Raw genomic sequence first — 23,887 nt, forward strand, 5'->3', positions numbered from 1 at the left:
TAGCTCCTAATAAAAAATTTACAATTCGAATTCTTCGGTATCTTGTTGGATATTTGTAGTGTCTTTTACTACAGCTCTTGGCGTGTAACAATCTACTTTTATAGAAAGATTTGCGGGTCTGTCAAAATCACTTTTAGATACATGAAGACCTGGGTCATCATAGCAAAGTTTCATAAAATAACCCCAAACCGGTAATGCCGCAGTCGCTCCTTGACCGTAAGTTATGGTTTTGAATCTGGCCGAACGGTCTTCACATCCTACCCAAACTCCAGTTACAAGATTAGGAACCATTCCCATGAACCAACCATCAGATTGATTTTGAGTCGTACCCGTTTTGCCTGCTATTGGGTTTCTGAATGAGTATGGATAACCTGTCCAACGATTGTCTCCGTTTCCTCCACCAGTTGTTCGTAAACGCTCTCCAGAACCACCTTCGGTTACTCCTTCCAGTAATTTAATTACTGCAAAAGCAATATCTTTATTCAAGACATCATGTGACTCAGGTATTGGTTCATAGATTACTACGCCACTTTTGTCTTCAATTCTAGTTATAAATTGCGGTTTCATGTAAACACCTTGATTGGCAAATGTGCTGTAAGCGGCAACCATATCTTGAACGGTAATCTCTACAGCTCCAAGAGCAATTGACGGTTGTACCGGAATTTCGGATTTTATACCTAATTTATGGGCTAAATCAACAACAGCTTCAGGACCTACTTTGTCCATTAGTTTTGCTGATACTGTATTTATAGAGTTTGCTAAACCTTGTTTTAAAGTTACCATTCCGCGGTATCTGTTGTCAGAGTTTTTTGGTTCCCAGTCTTCGGTAACGTGATGGCGTCCTTTGTGAATCATAAACGGACCATCAATAATTGAGTCACAAGGAGACATATTCAATTGTTCTATGGCAGTGGCATAAACAAATGGTTTGAAGGTAGAACCTACTTGTCTCGCCCCTTGTCCTACGTGATCGTATTGAAAATATTTGTAGTTGATACCGCCAACCCAAGCTTTGATATTACCCGTTTGTGGCTCCATGGCCATTAATCCAGATTGTAAAAAATGTTTGTAATAACGAATGGAATCCAATGGCGTCATGATAGTGTCTCTTTCTCCTTTCCAGGTAAAGACTTTCATTTTTGTTTTTTCCTTAAAGGAAGCCAGAATTTCTTCATCACTTTTATCCATTGATTTCAGAACTTCCCAACGATGGGAGGATTTCATTGCCTGATTTAAAATTCGTTGTGTTTCTACTTCAGAAATATTAACAAAAGGAGCGTTTTTATTGCCTTTAGATTGAATAAAAAACTCTTCTTGTAGGTTTGCCATGTGAGCCGAAACGGCTTCTTCAGCATGCAACTGCATTCTTGAATCTATGGTGGTGTAGATTTTTAATCCATCTTTGTAGATGTCATAATCAGAACCGTCCGGTTTTTTATTTTCTTCAACCCATTTTTTCATGTAATCACGTAGATATTCTCTAAAATAAGTCGCAGTACCGTCTTTATGCGTTTCTAATTTGAAATGTAAAGTGATGGGTAAACTTTGCAAATTTAATTTTTGTGGGTCAGTGATAATGCCTGCTTTTTCCATTTGCAAAAGCACTACATTTCTACGATTTTTGACCCCTTGCGGATTTCTTACCGGATTGTATAATCCAGAATTTTTGAACATACCTACTAATATTGCTGATTCATCAATGGTCAAATCTTTAGGCTCTTTTGAAAAATAGGTTTTTGCCGCGGAACTTACACCAACAGAGTTATTACCAAAATCATATACATTACAATACATGGCAATAATTTCATTTTTAGTGTATTGTCTTTCTAGTCTAATGGCAATGATCCATTCTTTGACTTTTTGAACAATTCTAAAAGGTAAAAATTTAGAACCTTCCCCGTGAAATAATTGTTTGGCTAATTGCTGTGTCAATGTACTCGCTCCACCACTTGTTCCTAAACTTGCAATGGCTCTCAATGTTCCTCTACCGTCAATCCCGGAATGCTCATAAAAACGGGCATCTTCAGTTGCTACTAATGCTTGAACAAGATTTTTTGGTAGGTCGGAATACTTTAATTGAGACCTATTTTTTTCGAAATATTTACCCAAAACGACTCCATCAGCTGAGATGATTTCTGTAGCTAAATTGGAATCTGGATTTTCTAAATCTTCAAAAGAAGGCATAGAACCAAAAAGCCCCCATGAAGCAAATAAGAAAAACAGAGCGATAATTCCCATTCCATAAAAGAAAATTTTCCAAAATTTCTTTTTGTAATAGGTGATATCTTTATCAATGTTTTTTGTCTGATTGTTATTTTTTTTGATAGCCATAATACTTTCTTAATCTTTTTTTTCTATTCTAAAACCTACGTCTGTAATTCCATCTAAAAGCTTCACACCAGGAACTTTACCAGTTTCTCTAACGGCTTGTTTTATATGAATTTTGTATTTTCCATTGAAGTTTACATTTTCCTTATAAAACAATTTACTTTCCTTAATATCAGAAAATCCATCACCAAGCAATGTCCCGTCTGGATTTGCCATTTGGTACTCTAATGTATCTACTTTCGTAAAGCCATTTGGTTTTTCCATGGCAACAATTAAAAATATATTGTTGTATTGATAGTTGTTATTGTCTCTCAGGTTTATATACAAATTATAATGCTTTGTAGAGTCCAATTCCGGTAAATTGAAAGTTACAATGCTATCTTTATTCCAGCCGCTGCCAACTGATTTGTATTCATCAAACACTCTTTTTTTATCACAAGAGAAAAAAAGGATTGCCATCAAAAGAAGTAAAGCGCTATTTTTTAGCCTCATTTTTAGTAATGATTATAGGTTTTCTAGGTTCAGTAGGTTTTGCAGCTACTGGTTTTTTTTCATTTTGAGCCTGACGGTTATTATTGTTATTGTTTGCGGGTTTATTATTGTTTGCCACAATAGCATTTTCTCCGGCTGGCTTGCGTTTCTTATTTGGTTTTTTCTTAGGTTTTGGCTGGTCAAAACGTGTCAAGCTTTCTTGACCCATCGCATTATTAAAGTTTTTCTCTGGTTCTACCACAATTTCTATGGCGTAATCTTCAAGAGAAGAAACTTTATTTTTTAATTTGTTTTCGGCAACAATTTCTTTGACCTGGTCTATTTTCAAGACATGCCAATTGGCAAAATTATTGGTGTAAGCAAACCACATTAGGCCTTTGAAAATATCTTGTTTCTGACAAATAGCATCTCCTTTTTCGGTCACCAATTTTGTTTCGAAATCTGGAAAATCTTTCAAGGCATCCATGTAAGTATCTAACTCATAGTTCAAGCAGCATTTCAATTTTCCGCATTGTCCGGCAAGTTTTTGTGGATTCAAAGACAGTTGTTGGTAACGCGCTGCTGAGGTGTTTACACTTCTAAAATCCGTTAACCAAGTAGAGCAACACAATTCTCTTCCGCAGGAACCAATTCCTCCTAAACGAGCTGCTTCCTGACGGAAACCTACTTGTTTCATTTCGATTCTGGTACTGAATTCTTTCGCGAAATCTTTAATCAAAGCACGAAAATCGATACGATCATTTGCGGTGTAGTAAAACGTAGCTTTTGATCCGTCACCTTGAAATTCAATATCTGAAATTTTCATTTCCAGTTTTTGAGCAATCGCTAATTCACGAGCACGAACCTTCATAGGCTCTTCTCTGTCTCTTGCAGTGGACCAAATGTCGATATCTTTTTGGGATGCTTTTCTATAGATTTTAGGAACATCATTGCTTAGATGATTGACTCCTTTTTTCTTCATTTGAATTTTTACCAATTCGCCTGTCAAAGTTACAATTCCTATGTCGTGTCCTGGTGAAGCAACAGTAGCGACAATGTCGCCCATGCTTAACGTTAGTTTCTCAGTATTGCGGTAAAATTCTTTCCTTCCGTTTTTAAAACGTACTTCAACACAGTCAAATGGAGCATCGCCATTAGGCAAACTCATATTAGAAAGCCAATCGAAAACTGTTAATTTATTGCAGCTATCGGTGCCGCAAGTTCCATTATTTTTACAACCCTTAGGTGCGCCACCATCAGAAGTTGAACAACTTGTACATGCCATAATCTTATATGTAGTGTTGTGACTGGCACAACTTAAGTTCTTAAAACGTTTAATGTGTAAAGATAGTATTTTTTGATTGAATGTTTCAAAGCCAAAATACTACTAAAATCATAAATTTTCAGACACTAAAAAGAAGGAGTTTTTAACAAAAAAAGCTCCTTGAAATTATTTCATTTCAAGGAGCTTTGATAAAAAATAGGAATTAAAATCGATGGTTTTAATCGTTTAACAAATTAAAACATTGGATGATTATTTGCTGATTTTTCCGGAACAGCCTGCATTACGTCCCAATGTTCCACAATTTTGTTGTTTTTAAGTTTAAAAATATCAATAACTGAAGTAAGTTTCCCATCAGCACCTTTAGATTTTAAGTGAATAAAAACCAAATCACCGTCAGCGGCTATATGTTGAATGTCAATTTTTTCCTTTGCTGCACCCACAAACCATTTTTCAACTCCGTCTTTTAGTGCTTTTCTTCCATCTGCAACCATAGGATTATGTTGAATGTAATCTTCTACAATATATTTGTCAATTGCTGACGTGTCTTTGTCGCCAAACAAAGATTGATAAAGAGTAGAAACAATTTTTTTATTGGTTTCTTCCTGTTTTAAATTTCTTTTTGATTGTGCATTTATTCCAATCGACATTGATAAAAGTAAAATTAAAGCCGCTGTTTTTGAAAATATGGTATTCATTTTTTTTAATTTTGAGTTATTTGATGTGATTGTATAATAGGGAGTTAAAGGTATTGAAATTAGTCTAAAATTTTATACAATTTATCAGATAATCTAATTCTGAATGGCAGTTTAAAAGTACAAGTGTCTCCAGAAATTGCTTTTTCTTGAGCCAAATCGTTAACCAGCATTTCTTCGATTACTAATTTTTGTTCACCGGTTGTAGTCCCTTTGATTAGAATCGTATCGCCAATTTTGATTTCGTTTTCTTCAATAAGAAATTGACCAATACTTGGTTTTGGAAAGAAATGGGTTCCTTTTCCAATATAAATTTTCTTAACTTTTTGTTCTTTTTTGATTGCAATTTTTGGTTTGTCTGCAACAAAAACACCATGCGTTTCCTCACTGTTTTTGAAAGTTAAAACATCTGATTTTCCTTTTTTGAAAATCTTATTTCCGTTTTTTATTCCTCTGCGAATGGCTTTTTGTTCTTCTTCGGGCAAATGAATCACACTCACACATTCAGTTGAACAACAACCTTCCATTGCCGTTGCACATTCCTCACATTGGATGAAAAGTAAATGACATCCTTCATTCACACAATTGGTATGTACGTCACAAGGTGCTCCGCATTGATGGCATTGTGAAACGATATCGTCTGTAATTCTTTCGCCCAAGCGGTGATCAAATACAAAGTTTTTACCAATGAATTTACTTTCTAATCCTTCGGCTTTTACCTGACGCGTGTATTCAATAATTCCACCTTCAAGTTGGTATACATTTTCAAAACCTTTGTGTTTGAAATAAGCACTGGCTTTCTCGCAACGAATTCCTCCGGTGCAATACATCAATAGTTTTTTGTCTTGTTTGTGTTCAGAAAGTTGTTCTTCGATAATGGGTAATGATTCCCGAAAAGTATCAACATCTGGTTTTATGGCTTTGGTAAAATGTCCAATTTCACTTTCGTAATGATTTCGCATATCGACCACAATGGTATTCGGGTCTTCGAGAAGTTCATTGAATTCCTTGGCTTTTAAGTGAATTCCTATATTGGTTACATCAAAAGTTTCGTCTACTAAACCATCAGCCACAATTTTATCACGGACTTTTACAGTCAGTTTCAAGAACGAATGATCATCTTGTTCTACGGCGATATTCAACCGAATGCCTTTCATGAAATCATAGACTTCAATCGAATCTTTGAAGGCATAAAAATTATCTGCAGGAAGAGACAGTTGGGCGTTGATTCCCTCACTGGCTACGTAGATTCGCCCTAGAACTTCAAGAGCGTTCCAAGCCAAGAATAATTCGTTACGAAATTGTGTTGGATCTGAGATTTGCGCATAAGCATAGAAAGACAGCGTAAGACGTTGTTTTCCGGCATCATCAATCATGATGGCTCTTTCTTCTGCGCTTAAGGTGTTATACAGTTGCATGCTATAAACAGTTTTAAGTTGAGAAATTTATTTTCGATAAAATATTCAAGTCAATTTTCTTGAACGGTGCAAAAGTAACAAATTGTAGAATAATTGCTTTATGATTCATCAAAAAATTTAGCTTCATGACTTCTTTATTGGAGTGGGTTTTAGTTTGGATTTAAAATGACAATAAAATTAGATGCGCCACTTTTATGTCAAGAAGAGTCAGTTTTTCTTTCTTTAAAGATCCATTGAATGGTATTAAAGTGTTGTTTTTAGGAGATATTTCCTCAAAAATGTCATGAAGTTGATTTGGTATTATTTTTTTCTAAAAGATGAAAATTTATTTTATTTTTAATTGTTAATATACTTGTTCTTAATAGTTTATCTTTTTTTAAAATTGGCTTTATTGAAGCGAATTTCATTTTCATTTTGATAAAATTAACTTTTTTTTAAAAAAATTAATAAATTTTTTGGTGGTTTAAATTTATAACTTACATTTGTCTATAGAAATAGTAGAGTTTAAATAACTACATTTATCACAACAAAAGCATAAATTTTGAAGACTATCAAATACATCCCTTTTTTGATCATGCAGGTATCTTTTGCATTTGGCGCTCCATGCCGAATGTGTTGCTGCTGTTAAAATACTTCAATCTAAATCATTTTATATTTTCTAAATATCAAATTCAAAGTAATTTACCACGTAAGTTTTTTTGATGTTTTGGAATAAAAAAATCCCCAAAAATTTTATCAAAATTAATATAAGTAATAATTAAAAATCAATAAAAATGAAAAAACGAATGTGCTGTAAATAAAAAAAAGCCATTTCTGCGGGAACAGAAATGGCAGGCTTAAAAAAAAATTGTTCATCTCTAAAAGGAAAGCGAAAGTTGAAAAAATCAATTTTTCGGCTCGCCTTATTTATTAAACCATAACAAAGTAATGAAAAAAAAATTAAACATATATACGTGGTTATGCATTTTACTAATTTCAGTAGGAATTAATGCTCAAGAAACCAAACCACTTATTCAGTCTAAACTAGATGGAAAAGTAATCAATCAAATAACAAATGAACCTATTATTGGGGCTTCAATAACCATAAAAGGAACAACGCATTCCGTGACAACGGATGCAGAAGGAAAATTTTATTTCCAAACAGGGCAAAAATTTCCTTATACCTTGATAGTGAGTTATATTGGTTATAAAAAAGCAGAAGTAATTGTAGATGGAAGTCCGACTATCATTAACTTGAAGGAAGATATTCAAGAACTCAACGAGTTAGTAGTTGTAGGTTATGGTTCCCAAAAGAGAAAGGACATCACCGGAGCAGTTTCCTCGGTTCCAAAAGCAAACCTAAATCAAGTTACTTCTTCTGCTGACAACTTGTTGAGAGGAGCCGTATCAGGGGTTGTTGTTACACAAAGTTCAGGGCAACCGGGTGCTAGTTCCAGTGTTCGTATTAGAGGGGGAAATTCCATTACGGCAGGTAACGAACCGCTTTATGTTGTTGATGGAGTTTTGATTTACAATGACAATAGTAATGGTACGGCAGGAGTGACTTTTGCTGGAGCAGGAGTTAATGTTTTGTCAACTATTAATCCTAGTGATATTGAGTCTATTGAAGTGTTGAAAGATGCTTCTGCTACGGCAATTTATGGTTCGCGTGGTGCCAATGGTGTGGTACTTATTACAACTAAAAAAGGAACTAAAGGACAAGATATCATTTCGTTTCAATCCTATTATGGGACACAAAGAATCTCTAAAAAAATAGACCTTCTTGATGCTTCCCAGTGGGCAACTTTACGTAACGATGTTCAGGCAAGTATAGGACAAGCGCCTTCTTTTTCGCCAGCTCAAATAGAAGCGCTCAAAACTTCGGGAGGGTATGACTGGCAGTCGGCAGCTTTCAGAAATGCTCCAATTCAAAATCAACAATTGACATTCTCAGGTGGGGATGATCGTTCTAGATATTCCGTTTCGGCTGGTTATTTTGATCAGAAAGGAATCGTGATTGGATCTGATTTCAGACGAATTTCACTTCGCGCTAATTATGAGAGAAACTATTCGCAAGCTTTTAAATTTGGTGTAAATACTAATTATAGCAATTCGCTATCGAATGGTATTGGGTCGACAAGTGGTGGTAGAAATCCTAATGCATTGGTTAGTGTCTTGTTGACGGCTCCAGTAGTTCCCATTAAAAATGCTGACGGAAGTTATAATGTAACCAATAATCCTTATGCGACTTCAGTGAATGGTTATGTACCTAATCCAATCAACGATTTGGAAAACACGACCAATGAAACCAAAATTAACAGAATCTTGACCAGTTTGTTTGGGGAGTATAAAATCAACAAAGAAATTACGGCTAAGGTCTCCGTTAGCGGTGATTTGATTAACACCAAACAAAATTATTATGCACCGGCAAATACTACAACTGGGGCTTCAACCAAAGGATTGGCTTCGGTTGGTGATAGATTAGTAAGTTCAGTATTGAATGAGAACACCTTGAATTACAATACTCATTTTGGAGAAGACCACAAGTTTTCAGCTTTGGCAGGATATACACTTCAATATACACAAGGAGAAATTGTTAATGCTGGAGCCAATACGTTTGTGAATGATGCCAATACCTACAACGCTTTGCAAGATGGTGTGGCTGTGAAACCTTACAGTGATGCCTTCGAAAGCGTGTTGAAGTCGTGGTTGACCAGAATAAATTATTCTTATAAAGGACGCTATAATCTTACCGTGTCAGCACGTGCCGATGGTTCTTCTAGATTTGGTTCGAAATCACTTTGGGGGTATTTCCCTTCAGCGGGTTTTTCTTGGAACATTACCGAAGAAGATTTTGCTAAAAATATAAAAGGAGTAACAGAAGCTAAACTTAGATTAAGCGCAGGAACAACAGGAAATCAAGAAATTGGAAATTACCTTTCCTTGGCTTCAATAGGTTCTGTTAATTATAGTTTTGGTGGTGTTACACAAACAGGATTGACACCGACTCGTTTAGCAAATCCAGATTTAAGATGGGAAAAAACTACTCAATACAATGTTGGTTTAGACTTGTCATTATTGGACAGAAAAGTAAATTTCGTTTTTGATGCGTACTATAAAAAAACAAATGATTTACTTATCAATGTTCCTGTTCCACTGACTTCGGGTTTTGCTTCTGTTCTTCAAAATATTGGTGGTGTTGAGAATAAAGGAATTGAAATTGGCCTGATAACAGAAAATTTAAAAACAGAAAATTTCTCTTGGAATTCGAACTTTGTGTTTTCAGCTAACAAGAACAAAGTGGTTGAAATAGGAAATGGAGTGAAACAATTTTTCCCGGTAGTTCCAAACGGTTCTTTGTTGCAACAACAACCAGTAACGGTAAAAGTAGGAGAGCCATTGGGAACTTTCTGGGGATACAAAACCAACGGTATTTTTCAAACCCAAGAAGAAATCAATACCCAACCTAAAATAAACAGTCTTGCCAATACAAAAGTGGGAGACAGAAAATACGTGGACACCAATGGAGACGGAATAATCTCGGCGGCCGACAAAGGCAGTCTAGGAAGTTCACAACCTAAATTTGTTGGAAGTTTCAGCAACACGTTTTCGTATAACAACTTCGATTTGAATGTTTCTTTCCAAGGATCTTATGGCGGTAAAATATTTAACGCCTTGAACCAACAATTAGAAATTTCTACACTTGGAACGAATGCCGCAGCAACTTTATTAGACCGTTGGACTGCTACCAATCCAAGCAATGAAATCCCTAGAGCATCTAGTTCTCCACTGGGAATTGTTTCGGAACGCTATGTAGAAGATGCCTCTTTTGTGAGATTAAAAACAATCACTTTAGGATACACATTGCCTAAAAGCCTTTCTTCAAAAATAGGAACGAAGAGCATCAAATTATATGTATCTGCCGAAAACTTGATTACATGGACTAAATATACAGGTTATGATCCAGAGGTAAGTTCTTATGAACAAAATAATTTATACCCGGGAATCGACTTTGGTGCTTATCCAAATTCTAAAACATTCATTACGGGCTTGAACGTAACTTTCTAATCCTCCCCCCAGCCCCCTCCGAAGGAGGGGGAGACCAGTGGCGAATGTTTTGTTTGTAATTGATGACGATAGTTGTTATTTCTAAATACAAACGCAGTAGCAAGAATTCTATTCACAGAAGCAATAAGGCTTTTAAGTAAAAAAAATATAACAATGAAAAAGACAATAATAACATTCCTATTAAGTGCCAGCCTTTTGGTATCGTGCACGGATTTAGAGGTAACGCCTACCTCTTTTATTACCAAAGAAAATTTCTTTAAAACTCAGGATGATGCCACAGCCAGCGTGACTGCAGTGTATGCCTCATTGAATATCGAACCAGGCGAACAAAGTCTATTTGGAAGAAATTTATATTTCCTGACTGATATGGCTTCTGATTATGCAGCTGCTGGAGTTTCTGCAACGAATCCTCAAGTTAGGGCTTTGAGCAGTTTGACTCACGATGCCACTTCGGATCGTGTTCAATTGGCTTGGCGCCAAATTTATAACGGAATCAACAGAGCCAATGTGGCGATTGATAATATTCCTAATGTGCAAGGTACTGATGTTGTCAAAACCAGATTGATTAATGAAGCAAAATTCATCAGAGGGTTGTTGTACTTTCAAGCAGTTCGCCTTTGGGGTGGAGTTCCAATCGTTTTACACGAGCCAACTTCCATTAATGTGGAAAGTCTAAAATCAAAAAGAGCGACTGTTGAGGAGGTTTATGCCCAAATTATCTTGGACTTAAAAGATGCCGAAAATCTTCCTTCAACCTATACGGGATCGAATGTAGGTCGTGCTACTTCGGGAGCTGCAAAAGCCATTTTGACCAAAGTATATTTGACCAGAAAAGATTGGCCAAACGCTATTTTAAAAGCGAAGGAAGTTATTAATGGCGGTTACGGATATGCACTTTTCGAAAATTTTGCTGATGTGTTCAATAAAACGAAGAAGAACGGAAAAGAACATATTTTTTCAGTTCAATTCGAGCCGAATCAAGCTGGAAATGGTTCTAGCGGAAGTACTTTTCAAGCAACTTCTTTTACTGGATTTACCGCCACGGAACCAGCAGATATTATTTCGGATGTAGCCTTGTTTTATAACATCTATGCGGCAGGAGACACCAGAAGGGACGTGAGTTATACCAAACAATTATTGAATCCTGCAACTGGAACGCTTTATACTTTTCCGAAACCGATTTTCAGTAAATATCTAGACGTAACGAATTTGGCAGCACCAGGTAATGTGGCTATTAATTTTCCAATTATTCGTTATGCTGATGTTCTGTTGTCTTTGGCAGAAGCGATTAATGAGAGAGATGGAGTAACCGCGGAGGCTTTGGAACTTGTGAACCAAGTAAGAAGAAGAGCTTTTGCAAAGCCAATCAACACGCCAGAGGTAACAGTGGACTTAGTTGGACTTACAACCATTCAACTAAGAGAAGCCATTCGCGAAGAACGCAAAAAAGAATTCGTCCAAGAAGGACAACGTTGGTATGACTTGGTTCGTTGGGGAACTTTGGTTACCGAAGTGAAAAAAGTAACTGCAAAAAACACGGTTTCAGAGCGAAACAATTTGTATCCAATTCCTCAAAGTGAGCGAAATATTGATCCAGTAGGGTTGCCACAAAACGATGGTTATTAGTCTATTAAAACAATAAAAAAATATAACAATGAAAAATTTTAAAATTAATTCGAAATTCAAAAGCCCACAAAAAGGGCTTTTGATTACTGCTTTACTTGTTGCGCAATTCGGATTTGCACAAAGCAAAACAGATGCTAATTACAAAGGCGTTATTGGCAAAACATTAGCTGAATCAAAAGAATATTGGCCGGAACCGGTAAAAGCTCCTGCAGGCGCTCCTAACATAGTTTGGATTTTGCTGGATGATGTGGGATTCGGTGCTTCCAGTGCTTTTGGGGGGTTAATCCAAACGCCAACTTTTGAGGCTTTGGCAAATAATGGATTGCGATATACCAATTTTCACACTACAGCTATTTGTGCTCCAACTCGTGCAGCATTATTGACTGGTAGAAATTCAGGAAGAGTTCACGTTAGCGGTTTTTCACACACGGTATTATCGGCAGGTTTCCCAGGTTGGGACGGAAAAATCCCAGCGGATAAAGGAACGATTGCTGAGATTTTAAGAGAAAATGGATACAACACTTTTGCAGTGGGTAAATATGGAGTAACGCCAGATGAAGATGCTACTGATGCAGGTCCTTTTGACAGATGGCCAACAGGGAAAGGATTTGACCATTTCTTTGGTTTCTTAGGTTCTCAAACCGATCAATACAACCCTGATTTAGTAGAAGATCAGGCACATGTAAAACCAGACGGACGACATTTAACCGATCAAATTACCGATAAAGCGATTGGCTATATTCAAAAACAACAAAAAGCAGCACCGGGAAAACCATTCTTTTTATACTATGCACCAGGAGCTGTTCATGCACCACACCAAGTTGAAGCTTCTTGGAGTGATGCTTATAAAGGAAAATTTGACGAAGGTTGGGATGTGTACCGCGAAAAAGTATTGGCTAACCAAAAGAAATTGGGTGTAATTCCTGCTAATGCAGTTTTGCCAGAACGCAATGCACTTATCACGGAATGGAAAAAATTAACTCCCGATCAAAAGAAAGTGTATGCACGATTCATGGAAGTGTATGCTGGATATCTTACGTATACGGATCACGAAATAGGAAGAGTGGTTAATTATTTGAAGGAGAGTAATCAATTAGATAACACCTTGATTTTTGTTGCCATTGGTGATAATGGTGCGAGTAAAGAGGGAAGTCAGGTAGGTACAATCAGCCAAAATCTTTTTTCTAAAGGTGTATCTGACGAGCAAAATCTTCAGTCGAATTTAGAGAAAATCGGGGAAATTGGTACAGCAAAAGGTTTGAATACCAATTATCCATTGGGATGGGCACAGGCTACTAATGCCCCTTTCAAAAACTGGAAACAAGATGCACATTCAGAAGGAGGAACCCGCAATCCTTTGATTGTTTTTTATCCAAAAGGAATTAAAGAAAAAGGTGGAATCAGAAACCAATACAGCCACGTAACGGATATTCTTCCTAATACATTGGAAATTGCAGGGATTAAAGCACCTGAAAAAATTAAAGAAATTAAGCAGGATATTATACAAGGGTCGTCTTTATATGCTTCGTTAAATGATGCTAAAGCGGAATCATTACACAAAGTACAATACTATTATATTTTCGGAAACAGAGCCATTTACAAAGATGGTTGGAAAGCAGCTGCGGCACATCTTCCGGATTCTTTTGCCGTGAAAAAGACAATCGCTAAAAAAGAAGTGCCAGCGGCAAGTAGTTTTGATAATGATGTTTGGGAATTGTACAACTTGAATGAAGATTTTAACGAGCGTAATAACTTGGCTAAAAAGTATCCTGAAAAACTGGAAGAACTTAAAAAATTGTTCGATGAGCAAGCCAAAGAAAATAATCTGTATCCGTTAATTGATTGGCAAGATGTGTATGCTAGAAGAATACACAACACTGGAGTAGATAAAGGTAAAAACCTTCAAGATTTGATTCAACAAGCATCAAAACCGGGTGAAGCTGTTAATAAATAAACCAAGAATTCAGGTCTTTTGTTAAAACATAAAAGGCCTGATTCTTTTAAAAATTATAAATATGAAACTAATAGATTTTCAAATAATAGGAAAAAAAATTATCGTTGGGATAATCGTGTTTTTAGTACCACTAGTGATTTTAGCTGGAGGTTTAACATTAATAAAAACTTTTTTAAAATAAGAAATCATGGCATTAGATAAAACAAAATTAAAAAGAGACTTAGGTATCAGTCTTTTCATTTACAGCTTGCCAGTATTGGCAATTTACCTCTATTTTAAACTGAATAATGGTATTGTGGCAGAATCACATCTTACATTACCATCCTATTTGGAATTTCTTCAACCAGTCTTTACAAACATAAGAAGTTGGGGATTAATTGCATTTACGATTGTTTTGGGAATTGTCGAATTTACAGCAGGTTTGTATGATGATCAATGGACAGGACGTGAACGTAAAATAGATATCGTTTGTTTTTTAGCACCAAAATTGCTTTTACCACCTGTAACAGCATTTTTCAGTTTAACCGCTTTACCGTATATAATTCCAAATTTAGCGAACACCCTTTCTTGGGTTCCGTTTTGGGGAGGTTTTTTCCTGATTGCAATAGCCGATGATTTAACCCAATATTGGTACCATCGTTTGCACCATCAAGTGCCATTTTTATGGCGTTTTCATAGAACCCACCATTCAGCTCCATATATGGGAATGGCAATGGCTTCTAGACAAAATTTTATATACACGGTGTTTTTTTCTCAAATTTATTTGACAGCAACCTTGACTTATTTAGGTTTAGGAATACCCGCTTTATTTGTTTTGGTTGTCAAAAGTTTTATCACATTAGGAGCGCATTCTAGTATTGCTTGGGATAAACCATTTTACAAATACAAAGTATTGCACCCAATTGCTTGGATTTTAGAACGTCTTATTTCTACTCCGGCTACGCATCACGCACATCATGCTGATACCAGTGGTGATGGTGTAGGACATTTTAAAGGCAATTTTGGGAATATGTTTTTTCTATGGGATATGATTTTCGGTACGGGTTTAATCACGCGTAAATTTCCAGAATCCTACGGAACGAAATCATACAAAAGTGAAGAGTGGTATGCACAATTCCTTTGGCCAATATTCAAATCTAAAATAGAAGGTAGCCCTTTAGCTGATGGTGTTATTGCGCTCCCAATTGCTCAAAAACAGACTGTTCCAACAAATTCAAACGTATATGAGTCAGTTCAATCCTAAAGGTTTCAAAAACAGTATCACAGCAATAATTTTGCTTTTTACAATTGTCGGTTTTGCCCAAAATCAAAATACAATTACATTACAATTAGACTCCTTTTCTGCAAAAATTAAGGATCAAAAAAATCCACAGATAATTGATGCACGAGGTCCGGAAGAGTTTGAGTTAAACCATATCAATGGTGCTCTCAATTTTAATTTGGAAACGAAAAATTATACCGAATATGTAGCTCGATTGGATAAATCAAAACCACTATTTATCTATTCAATTGGTGCAGGAAGAAGTAATTTATTGGCCAAAGAATTATTAAAAAATGGGTTCTCGGAAGTGCATGATTTAGAAGGTGGAATTGCTGCCTGGATAGGAGGAGGAAAGTCTTTTTATACGAATTTGAAAAGCAAATTGACATTAGCAGAATTCAATAAAATCATTGCCAATAACAAGAGTGTTTTGGTTGATATTGGATCAAGATATTGTGGAGCTTGCAAAAAAGTAAAACCTATTTTGGAAACTATCAGAGCGGAATATGGAGCCAATTTAAAAATTATCGAAATTGATTTAGAAGAAAGTCCACAAGTGATAGCCGATTTGAAAACAGTAAAGGTTTTTCCAACTTTAATTTTATATCAAAATGGTAAAATTGTTTTCAAAAAAGATGGCTCCAACGATTTGAAAAAAGAGGTTGATGTGGCTTTAGCTCATTAAAATATTGATTTCATTCTTTCAAAAGAATTTATTCATAGGGTGAATTCCAACATTTTCAACACAGATTTAACAAATTTTCACAGCGTATTTGGTGGAAATCAGCTAAATCTGTGTTGTTTTTTGTTTTAAACCCTGTATGATTTTTAAACATGAATTTTATTTAAATACTTGTTTTTTATGTATTTATGTAGATTTTGTTTTTGAGGTTTTATTTTAAGGCAAAAAAAATAATTCAAAATTTGGAAGTTTGTGTTTTTAACATACCTTTGTTCTATCGAATTAGTAGAATTAAAATATTCTAAAACAGAAAAATTGAAAACTATCCAATATATCTCTTTTATAAAAATGCAAGGTCTGTTTGCATTTGGCATTCCTTGCCTGATGTATTGTTGTTAATGCTTTTGCTTTTTATCCATTGAAATTTTAATACAATAAGTTCCTGATTCGTTCGGGTTAACTGATAATGAATAGTACGAATATGAAAAAATATAGTTTAATTGTTGTAATTATTTTATCGAGTTTATACACTGCTTTTGGGCAAGAAACTAAGGCTGTTGCAGTTACTACAGCTAGCTGCGAAGCGATGTGCAAGGCAAATACTTCTAAAAAAGCATTGTTGTTGCAATCTATTGGAGCCAATTCTAAAGAAAATTTGGCGACTTCAAGCAATGGAATGGTATGGATACCGGGAGGGGAATTTAGTATGGGAACCAATGACTATCCTGATGCAAAACCCGTTCATAAAGTGAGTGTCAAAGGCTATTGGATTGATGAACACGAGGTAACAAATGCTCAATTTGCTGCTTTTGTAGCGGCACTAATTATGTAACTATTGCCGAAAGACCTTTAAATCCAACTGATTATCCGGGTGTACCGCTTGATAAATTGGTGCCGGGTTCGGCAGTATTTGTACCACCAACAACAAAGGTGTCTTTGGATAATATACAGCAATGGTGGCAGTACGTCCCGGGAGCCAATTGGCAACATCCTAATGGGCCAGAAAGCAGTATTGTGGGACTCGAAAATAATCCTGTAGTACAAGTTAGTTATCTAGATGCTAAAGCTTATGCTGAATGGGCGGGAAAACGATTACCGACAGAGGCGGAGTGGGAGTTTGCTGCAAGAGCAGGAAGACCACATACTAAATATTATTGGGGAACGGATCTTAAACCCAATGGAAAATGGGTAGCCAATATTTTTCAAGGAACTTTCCCAAGTAATAATACAGCCGAAGACGGTTTTACAGCTGCAGCTCCAGTAAAGTCTTTTCCTAAAAATCCTTTCGGGGTTTATGATTTGGAAGGAAATGTATGGGAATGGTGTAACGATTTATACCGTGACGATTATTATAAAAATAGTGCTAATGATAATCCAAAAGGGCCTTCAACAAGTAATGATCCCGAAGAACCCGGAGTAGAAAAGCACGTTCAAAGAGGTGGTTCCTATTTGTGTAGCGACCAATATTGCATTCGATATGTAGCAGGAAGTCGTGGCAAAGGAGAAACGACAAGTGCTTGCAATCACTTGGGATTTAGATGTGTGAAGGATAAATAATTAAAATAATTTTAAAAATTAAAAAAAATGAAGAAAACAGTTATAACGTTATACTTTCTAATAGCGCTAGCTTTTTTAGGGCAAGCTCAAAATAAAACTACAACACAAAGCTCAAAACCAAATGTCATTTTAATTTTGGTGGATGATATGGGGTATTCTGATTTAGGGAGTTACGGTTCAGAAATCAGCACGCCCAATCTTGATAAATTAGCCAAAGAAGGATTGCTTTTGCGAGAATTTTATAATAATTCAATTTGCGCACCTACCAGAGCTTCTTTGTTAACGGGACAATACCAACACAAAGCCGGAGTGGGTTATTTTGATGTGAATTTAGGATTACCAGCTTATCAAGGCTATTTGAATAAAGAGTCGTTGACTTTGGGCGAAGTTTTTAGAAGTGGCGGTTATAGCACATTGATGTCCGGAAAATGGCACGTAGGTTCTGAAGATTCCGCTCAATGGCCAAATCAAAGAGGGTTTGATAAATTTTACGGAATCTTAAAAGGAGCATCGAATTATTTTGATACTAAATCGTTGCCTTTTGGAAAAGGATATCCAGTAACGCTTTTGAAAAATAATGAAAAGCAAAATCCAAAAGATGATTCCTATTATTTTACAGATGAAATAGGAAAAAATGCGATTGAATTTTTGGGTGAACAAAACAAAGAAGACAAACCTTTCTTTTTGTATCTCGCTTTTACAGCACCACATTGGCCATTGCAAGCCAAACCTGAAGATATTGCCAAATACAAAGGAAAATTTGATAAAGGTTGGGATGTGTTGAGAGAAAACAGAATCCAAAAACTAAAGGAAAACGGAATCATTTTGCCAAATCAAACCATATCTAAAAGAGATGAAGAAGTGCCGCAATGGGATAAATTAACCTATGACGAAAAGCAATTCTGGAAAGCTAAAATGGAAGTTTATGCGGCTATGGTGGACAATATGGATCAAAACGTGGGCAAGGTTTTGAAGAAATTGAAAGATTTGAAAAAAGATAAAAATACGTTCATCCTATTTATTTCTGATAACGGAGCGCAAGGTGGTTTCAGCACTTATAACCCACTCAAAAGAGGTTTGGTGAAAAATGACGGACCGGTAGGAACTTCAGGTTCATTCGATTATCAGGAACAAAATTGGGCTTCATTATCTAATACCCCTTTTCGCCAATATAAAAACGATATGCACGAAGGCGGTTTCAGTTCTCCTTTCATAGCTTGGTTTCCATCTAAAATTAAAGCAGGAAGAATTGATAAAGGAACGGGACATGTTATTGATTTGGCACCAACCTTTTATGAGTTAGCAGGCATTGAATACCCAAAAGAATACAATGGAGTAAAAATAAATCCACTGGCGGGAAAAAGTCTTTTACCTGTATTGTTCAACGGAGATTCTGAAGTGAATAGAGGGGAACCTTTGTTTTGGGAAAGAGCGGGCAATAGAGCCGTGAGAGATGGAAAATGGAAGTTGGTTTCTACTTATCCAAAATACAAATGGGAATTGTACGATTTGGAAAAGGATAGAGGTGAAACCCAAGATGTAGCCGATAGTAATCTGGCCATCGTGAATAAGCTTTCAGCTTCCTACAACGAATGGGCATCAAAAACAGGAGTTGTTGAGTTTAGCAAAATTAGCCCAGGGAATGAAACGATTCCTGGAGCCGTAAGCAGAAATTAAAATAATTGATTATGAAATCTTTTTATCAGGAAATAACGCAACAGCATCAAGACTTCTTGATTCTGCCTAAAAAGAAATTAATCCATCAATTTATAGATGAGTTGTTTTCGGTTTTGTTTTCGAATACGTCAAAATCTTTTGGAAATGTGACTATCATCGAAGACAAATTCGCGGAATTAGAAATACAATTCAACGAACTGGTTTTGGATTTTGAACCTAAAAATGAGAAAAGCCAGCAGCAAACCAAAACGTTTTTTAAGGCATTGCCCAATTTACATAAAAAAGCATTAAGTGATGCCAAAACTATTTTTGCCAAAGACCCGGCTGCAAAATCATTAGAAGAGGTTTTGTATACTTATCCCGGATTTTTTGCTATAGCCATTTATCGTTTTTCACATCAGATTTGGAAACAGGATTTGAAATTACTGGCTCGAACCATTTCGGAATATGCACATAGTAAAACCAGTATAGAAATCCATCCCGGAGCGCAAATAGGCGATGAATTTGCCATTGATCATGGAACGGGAATTGTGATTGGAGAAACCGTAATCATCGGGAACAATGTTCAGATATACCAAGGAGTTACGCTTGGTGCTTTGAGCGTAAAAAAAGGAGAAGCCTCTATTAAAAGACATCCAACGATTGAAGACAACGTAATTATTTATGCCAATAGTACCATTCTTGGCGGACAAACTACAGTAGGAAGGGATTCCATTATTGGCGGAAATGTTTGGCTGACGTATACCATTCCATCCAATTCAGTGGTGTATCATAAAAACGAAATTAGGGTTAAGGACAATAATCCTTTTCCGGAACCCATTTTTTATTCTATTTAAAACATATAACCATGAAATATCAAAGTATTTTAGAGACAATAGGGAATACACCCCACGTAAAATTGAACAAACTTTTTCCAACGCATCAGGTTTGGATTAAATTAGAAAAATCAAATCCAGGTTCCAGCATCAAAGATAGAATTGCTTTGGCGATGATTGAAGATGCCGAGAAAAAAGGGCTTTTGAACCCAGATTCAATAATTATAGAACCCACTTCTGGAAACACAGGAATTGGTTTGGCATTAGTAGCAGCGGTCAAAGGATACAAAGTGATTTTGGTAATGCCAGAATCGATGAGTATCGAAAGAAGAAAAATCATGAATGCTTATGGTGCTGAATTTGTTTTGACACCAAGAGAAAAAGGAACTGCAGGTGCGGTAGAAAAAGCACACGAATTAGCCGCTTCGACTCCCAATTCATTTTTGCCTTTACAATTCAATAATCCAGCTAATGTGGAAGTTCATGAAAGAACAACAGCTCAGGAAATTCTAAAAGATTTTCCCGATGGAATTGATTATTTAATTACAGGAGTGGGAACCGGCGGACATATTACAGGAGTTTCCAAGATTTTAAAACAACATTTTCCCAAGTTAAAAACGTTTGCTGTAGAGCCAGCCTTATCGCCTGTTTTGAGTGGTGGATTAGCCGCACCGCATCCCATTCAGGGCATTGGTGCCGGATTTGTTCCAGACGTTTTTAAGAGGGAATATGTAGATGAAATTATTACCGTTGAAAAAGGAGATGCTTTTGAATTTTCAAAAAAATTAACCAAAACAGAAGGAATTTTTTCTGGTATTTCTACAGGAGCAGCTTTGGCGGGAGTTTCTAAAAAGCTTGAGGAGATACCTGAAAAAGCAGTAATTCTAACGTTTAATTACGATACCGGAGAACGATACTTATCTGTAGATGAGTTGTTTGATTCCGTTTTGTAGCCTGAAGGATTTAACAAAAATAACAAGTAGTCGTATGCAGATAATTAATCGTAAAACATTAAATTAGCAGAAGAGTACTACGCAACAGAATTTTACGAATACATTATTAAATAATCTAAAACTAAGAAAATGGCAGAAGTAAAAAAACAACAGACTGCGTTAGGAGACGTAGCAGCAAGACAATTAGCAATCGCAACACGTTCGGTGCCTACAATGGCAACTTCTCCAAGATGGCTTACGCATCTTTTGCATTGGGTTCCGGTTGAATCAGGGGTGTATCGTTTGAATAAAGTAAAAGATGCGAATCATATTGAGGTAGATTGTTCAGCTAGAGATGAGAGAACGTTGCCTAATACCTTTGTGGATTATATCGATAATCCAAGAGAATACAATTTGGCAGCAGTTCAGACTATAGTTGACGTACACACTCGTGTTTCGGATTTATATAGCAAACCATACAACCAAATTTCGGAACAATTGCGTTTGGCAATCGAAACCATTAAAGAACGTCAGGAAAGCGAATTAATCAACAACAAAGAATACGGTTTGTTGAATAGTGTTGCACCTTCTCAGGTTATTAAAACAAGAACAGGAGCTCCAACTCCAGACGATTTAGATGAATTGTTGACCAAAGTTTGGAAAGAACCTGGTTTTTTCCTGTTGCACCCATTAGCAATTGCAGCATTTGGTCGTGAGTGTACCCGTCGTGGGGTACCACCTCCAACCACTTCTTTGTTTGGATCTCAATTTTTGACTTGGAGAGGAATTCCACTTATTCCTTCTGATAAATTACCAATTAAAGATGGTAAGTCTAAAATCATTTTATTGCGTACAGGGGAAAGCCGTCAAGGTGTAATAGGTCTTATCCAACCGGGATTACAAGGAGAACAATCTCCGGGATTATCTGTACGTTTTATGGGGATTAATGAAAAAGCCATTGCCTCTTATTTAGTATCCTTGTATTGCTCATTGGCAGTTACTGTGGATGATGCCATTGCCGTATTGGAAGATGTAGAAATAGGTAAGTATCATGAGTACAAATATTAATACAACGGGTACGGGATTACCTAATATTGATGACTTGGAAAAGTTAGCCAATGAGTTGTTCAGTGCTTTGCCCAACGAATTTCCAAAAGAAATTTCGTTGAGTCCTAATGCCAGTGAACATCCTCGGGCTACCAAAATTGCCGAAACGCTGCTTGCTGCTGGTAATTTAGGTGGAGTCGAAGCGGCATTTCCAGTTAGCAATCACGATACGGTGTTGGGACAATCTGGTTTTGCATCATTGGCAACTCCGGCTGTTTCAGCCAGTCCGATAGGGTCAGTACAAACACCGCCTTCGTTTGGTGGTTTTGGAGGATCGCCTTCGGTGGTGCAGTATGGAAAGACACCCGGTTTTGGAGGCTATTCCAATGCTTTTTCTGATTCCAATATCGAAAATATTTCACAATTAGGTGATTTGAATCTGGATATAAAAGAAGGATTTACATTTGCTCCTGTTTCAGGAAGTGGAGCTGATCCCTACGCTGTGAATAATGGCAATAATATCAATGCAGATAATCCGCAAACGGGTTTCAATGATCCCAATCTGAAAAATAGTGGTGGTAATTCGTCTTCGAATTTGAATCCCAATTATTTGCCATTTGAATTAGAACATTCTTCTTTTGAATCCGAATTGAAAACGGCTTTAGCAGCGCTTAATTCTAGTTTTGGAATTCCATCTTTGGTAAACACTCCTGGAATTATTGACACTCCGGCATCTTATTATTTTTTGAATGAAAATCCTTTTGGTTTTGATTCCAAAAAAGCAGATGTTTCGCCTGTAAGTCACAACGAATTTGAAGGTTTTGGCGGAACAAATTTCAATCCACACATTATCAAGAAGGATTTTCCAATTTTGAAAGAAACGGTAAATGGAAAACCTTTAATCTGGTTTGACAATGCAGCGACAACCCAAAAGCCACAATCAGTAATTGACCGTGTGAGTTATTTTTACGAACACGAAAATTCAAACATTCACCGTGCCGCACACGAATTGGCAGCGAGAGCTTCTGATGCGTATGAAGCCGCCCGTGAAAAAGTGAAAGTATTCCTGAATGCAAAATCCGTAAACGAAATTGTTTTTGTTCGTGGAGCAACGGAAGGAATCAATTTAGTGGCTCAAAGCTGGGGCGATCAGAATTTGGTTGCCGGCGATGAGATTGTAGTAAGTAATTTGGAACATCATGCTAATATTGTGCCTTGGAAACGTCTAGCCGATAAAAAAGGCTTGAAGTTGAGAGTGATCCCTGTGGATGACAATGGACAAATTTTGTTGGACGAATATGCAAAATTGCTGAATTCTAAAACGAAATTGGTTGCTTTTACACAAGTTTCCAATGCGTTAGGAACAGTAACTCCAGCCAAGCAAATGGTAGAAATGGCTCATGCTGTTGGTGCTAAAGTGCTTTTGGATGGAGCGCAATCAGTTTCGCATATGAAAGTGGATGTTCAGTATCTGAATGCCGATTGGTTGGTTTTTTCTGGTCATAAGTTATTTGGACCAACGGGAATTGGCGCTTTGTATGGTAAAGAAGATTTACTAAACGAAACCCAGCCATATCAATCTGGTGGAAATATGATTCAGGATGTGACTTTTGAGGAGATTAAATACCACAAAGCACCGAATCGTTTTGAAGCAGGAACAGGAAATATTGCCGATGCCATTGGTCTAGGTGCAGCGATTGATTATGTTTCGAAAATCGGAATAGAAGTGATTGGGCAATATGAGCATTATTTATTGGAATATGCGACCAATTTGCTGAAACAAATTCCGGGTGTTCGATTAATAGGAACTGCTGCCCATAAAGCGAGTGTACTTTCTTTTAACTTGCAAGGTTTTACCAATGATGAAGTAGGACAGGTATTGAATAAAGAAGGTGTTGCCGTGAGAACTGGTCATCATTGTGCTCAGCCTATTTTGAGAAGAATGGGAGTAGAAACCTCTGTGAGGCCTTCTTTGGCCTTTTACAACACCACTCAGGATGTGGATGTTTTTATAGAAACCCTTTGGAAATTAAAATCTGGAAAAAAATAAATAGTACTCCCTAAAGAGGTTGACTCTTTATTACAAAAATGTATT

At 36.5% G+C, this 23,887-nt stretch carries 17 protein-coding genes; 12 read left to right on the forward strand and 5 right to left on the reverse strand.

Features of this window, described 5'->3' with window-relative positions; all coding sequences use genetic code 11:
- Positions 1–18 precede the first annotated feature (18 nt).
- The 5 genes from ACM55H_RS01715 to trhO form a co-directional block, all read right to left on the reverse strand.
- Positions 19–2,331: a penicillin-binding protein 1A gene (locus ACM55H_RS01715; protein WP_416834861.1), complete on the reverse strand. Its 2,313-nt coding sequence runs from the start codon at positions 2,329–2,331 to the stop codon at positions 19–21.
- Between the two features lie 9 nt (positions 2,332–2,340).
- Positions 2,341–2,820 (reverse strand): gliding motility lipoprotein GldH, encoded by a 480-nt coding sequence (locus ACM55H_RS01720; protein ID WP_416834862.1) that lies wholly within the window; start codon positions 2,818–2,820, stop codon positions 2,341–2,343.
- A complete protein-coding gene (locus tag ACM55H_RS01725) occupies positions 2,804–4,084 on the reverse strand; it encodes a PSP1 domain-containing protein (protein WP_416834863.1) in 1,281 nt (426 codons plus the stop codon). Before ACM55H_RS01725 ends, ACM55H_RS01720 begins: the two co-directional genes overlap by 17 nt.
- 233 nt (positions 4,085–4,317) lie before the next feature.
- Positions 4,318–4,779, reverse strand: a complete 462-nt coding sequence (locus ACM55H_RS01730) for a nuclear transport factor 2 family protein (RefSeq protein WP_416834864.1) — start codon at positions 4,777–4,779, stop codon at positions 4,318–4,320.
- Positions 4,780–4,838: 59 nt separating this feature from the next.
- Positions 4,839–6,194: an oxygen-dependent tRNA uridine(34) hydroxylase TrhO gene (gene trhO / locus ACM55H_RS01735; RefSeq protein ID WP_416834865.1), complete on the reverse strand. Its 1,356-nt coding sequence runs from the start codon at positions 6,192–6,194 to the stop codon at positions 4,839–4,841.
- Positions 6,195–7,121: 927 nt separating this feature from the next.
- Between trhO and ACM55H_RS01740 the strand changes: the two genes are divergently transcribed.
- The 12 genes from ACM55H_RS01740 (at position 7,122) to ACM55H_RS01795 (ending at position 23,842) form a co-directional block, all read left to right on the forward strand.
- Positions 7,122–10,241 carry a SusC/RagA family TonB-linked outer membrane protein gene (locus tag ACM55H_RS01740; RefSeq protein WP_416834866.1) on the forward strand — a complete coding sequence of 1,040 codons (3,120 nt, stop codon included), beginning with the start codon at positions 7,122–7,124 and terminating at the stop codon, positions 10,239–10,241.
- 153 nt (positions 10,242–10,394) lie between these two features.
- A complete protein-coding gene (locus ACM55H_RS01745) occupies positions 10,395–11,867 on the forward strand; it encodes a RagB/SusD family nutrient uptake outer membrane protein (protein ID WP_416834867.1) in 1,473 nt (490 codons plus the stop codon).
- Between the two features lie 28 nt (positions 11,868–11,895).
- On the forward strand, positions 11,896–13,821 hold the full coding sequence (locus tag ACM55H_RS01750; protein ID WP_416834868.1) for an arylsulfatase: 1,926 nt from the start codon (positions 11,896–11,898) through the stop codon (positions 13,819–13,821).
- A gap of 187 nt (positions 13,822–14,008) precedes the next feature.
- The gene (locus tag ACM55H_RS01755) at positions 14,009–15,064 is read left to right on the forward strand and encodes a sterol desaturase family protein (protein ID WP_416834869.1); all 1,056 of its coding nucleotides are present in this window, start codon (positions 14,009–14,011) and stop codon (positions 15,062–15,064) included.
- Positions 15,045–15,767 (forward strand): thioredoxin domain-containing protein, encoded by a 723-nt coding sequence (locus tag ACM55H_RS01760; RefSeq protein ID WP_416834870.1) that lies wholly within the window; start codon positions 15,045–15,047, stop codon positions 15,765–15,767. The genes ACM55H_RS01755 and ACM55H_RS01760 overlap by 20 nt, the downstream gene beginning before the upstream one ends.
- A gap of 478 nt (positions 15,768–16,245) precedes the next feature.
- Complete coding sequence (locus ACM55H_RS01765; protein WP_416834871.1) at positions 16,246–16,596, forward strand: formylglycine-generating enzyme family protein; 351 nt, start codon at positions 16,246–16,248, stop codon at positions 16,594–16,596.
- Positions 16,597–16,700: 104 nt separating this feature from the next.
- Positions 16,701–17,321, forward strand: coding sequence for a formylglycine-generating enzyme family protein (locus tag ACM55H_RS01770; protein ID WP_416834872.1), 621 nt, complete (start codon positions 16,701–16,703; stop codon positions 17,319–17,321).
- 27 nt (positions 17,322–17,348) lie between these two features.
- The gene (locus ACM55H_RS01775; protein WP_416834873.1) at positions 17,349–18,998 is read left to right on the forward strand and encodes an arylsulfatase; all 1,650 of its coding nucleotides are present in this window, start codon (positions 17,349–17,351) and stop codon (positions 18,996–18,998) included.
- A gap of 11 nt (positions 18,999–19,009) precedes the next feature.
- Entirely contained in the window at positions 19,010–19,834 is an 825-nt protein-coding gene (epsC, locus tag ACM55H_RS01780; protein ID WP_416834874.1) for a serine O-acetyltransferase EpsC, read from the forward strand.
- Positions 19,835–19,845: 11 nt separating this feature from the next.
- Positions 19,846–20,766 (forward strand): cysteine synthase A, encoded by a 921-nt coding sequence (gene cysK, locus ACM55H_RS01785; RefSeq protein ID WP_416834875.1) that lies wholly within the window; start codon positions 19,846–19,848, stop codon positions 20,764–20,766.
- 129 nt (positions 20,767–20,895) lie between these two features.
- Positions 20,896–21,813, forward strand: coding sequence for a family 2A encapsulin nanocompartment shell protein (locus tag ACM55H_RS01790; RefSeq protein ID WP_416834876.1), 918 nt, complete (start codon positions 20,896–20,898; stop codon positions 21,811–21,813).
- Entirely contained in the window at positions 21,797–23,842 is a 2,046-nt protein-coding gene (locus tag ACM55H_RS01795; RefSeq protein ID WP_416834877.1) for a family 2A encapsulin nanocompartment cargo protein cysteine desulfurase, read from the forward strand. Before ACM55H_RS01790 ends, ACM55H_RS01795 begins: the two co-directional genes overlap by 17 nt.
- The last annotated feature ends 45 nt before the right edge of the window (positions 23,843–23,887 follow it).

It is taken from the genome of Flavobacterium cryoconiti (genome assembly GCF_048158645.1).
Taxonomy (GTDB): Bacteria; Bacteroidota; Bacteroidia; order Flavobacteriales; family Flavobacteriaceae; genus Flavobacterium; species Flavobacterium cryoconiti.

Bases quoted from the DNA above. Each gene is read 5' to 3' on its own strand.
- ACM55H_RS01715 (WP_416834861.1), bottom strand. From the start codon at position 2,331: ATGGCTATCAAAAAAAATAACAATCAGACAAAAAACATTGATAAAGAT.
- ACM55H_RS01720 (WP_416834862.1), bottom strand. From the start codon at position 2,820: ATGAGGCTAAAAAATAGCGCTTTACTTCTTTTGATGGCAATCCTTTTT.
- ACM55H_RS01725 (WP_416834863.1), bottom strand. From the start codon at position 4,084: ATGGCATGTACAAGTTGTTCAACTTCTGATGGTGGCGCACCTAAGGGT.
- ACM55H_RS01730 (WP_416834864.1), bottom strand. From the start codon at position 4,779: ATGAATACCATATTTTCAAAAACAGCGGCTTTAATTTTACTTTTATCA.
- trhO (WP_416834865.1), bottom strand. From the start codon at position 6,194: ATGCAACTGTATAACACCTTAAGCGCAGAAGAAAGAGCCATCATGATT.
- ACM55H_RS01740 (WP_416834866.1), top strand. From the start codon at position 7,122: ATGAAAAAAAAATTAAACATATATACGTGGTTATGCATTTTACTAATT.
- ACM55H_RS01745 (WP_416834867.1), top strand. From the start codon at position 10,395: ATGAAAAAGACAATAATAACATTCCTATTAAGTGCCAGCCTTTTGGTA.
- ACM55H_RS01750 (WP_416834868.1), top strand. From the start codon at position 11,896: ATGAAAAATTTTAAAATTAATTCGAAATTCAAAAGCCCACAAAAAGGG.
- ACM55H_RS01755 (WP_416834869.1), top strand. From the start codon at position 14,009: ATGGCATTAGATAAAACAAAATTAAAAAGAGACTTAGGTATCAGTCTT.
- ACM55H_RS01760 (WP_416834870.1), top strand. From the start codon at position 15,045: ATGAGTCAGTTCAATCCTAAAGGTTTCAAAAACAGTATCACAGCAATA.
- ACM55H_RS01765 (WP_416834871.1), top strand. From the start codon at position 16,246: ATGAAAAAATATAGTTTAATTGTTGTAATTATTTTATCGAGTTTATAC.
- ACM55H_RS01775 (WP_416834873.1), top strand. From the start codon at position 17,349: ATGAAGAAAACAGTTATAACGTTATACTTTCTAATAGCGCTAGCTTTT.
- epsC (WP_416834874.1), top strand. From the start codon at position 19,010: ATGAAATCTTTTTATCAGGAAATAACGCAACAGCATCAAGACTTCTTG.
- cysK (WP_416834875.1), top strand. From the start codon at position 19,846: ATGAAATATCAAAGTATTTTAGAGACAATAGGGAATACACCCCACGTA.
- ACM55H_RS01790 (WP_416834876.1), top strand. From the start codon at position 20,896: ATGGCAGAAGTAAAAAAACAACAGACTGCGTTAGGAGACGTAGCAGCA.
- ACM55H_RS01795 (WP_416834877.1), top strand. From the start codon at position 21,797: ATGAGTACAAATATTAATACAACGGGTACGGGATTACCTAATATTGAT.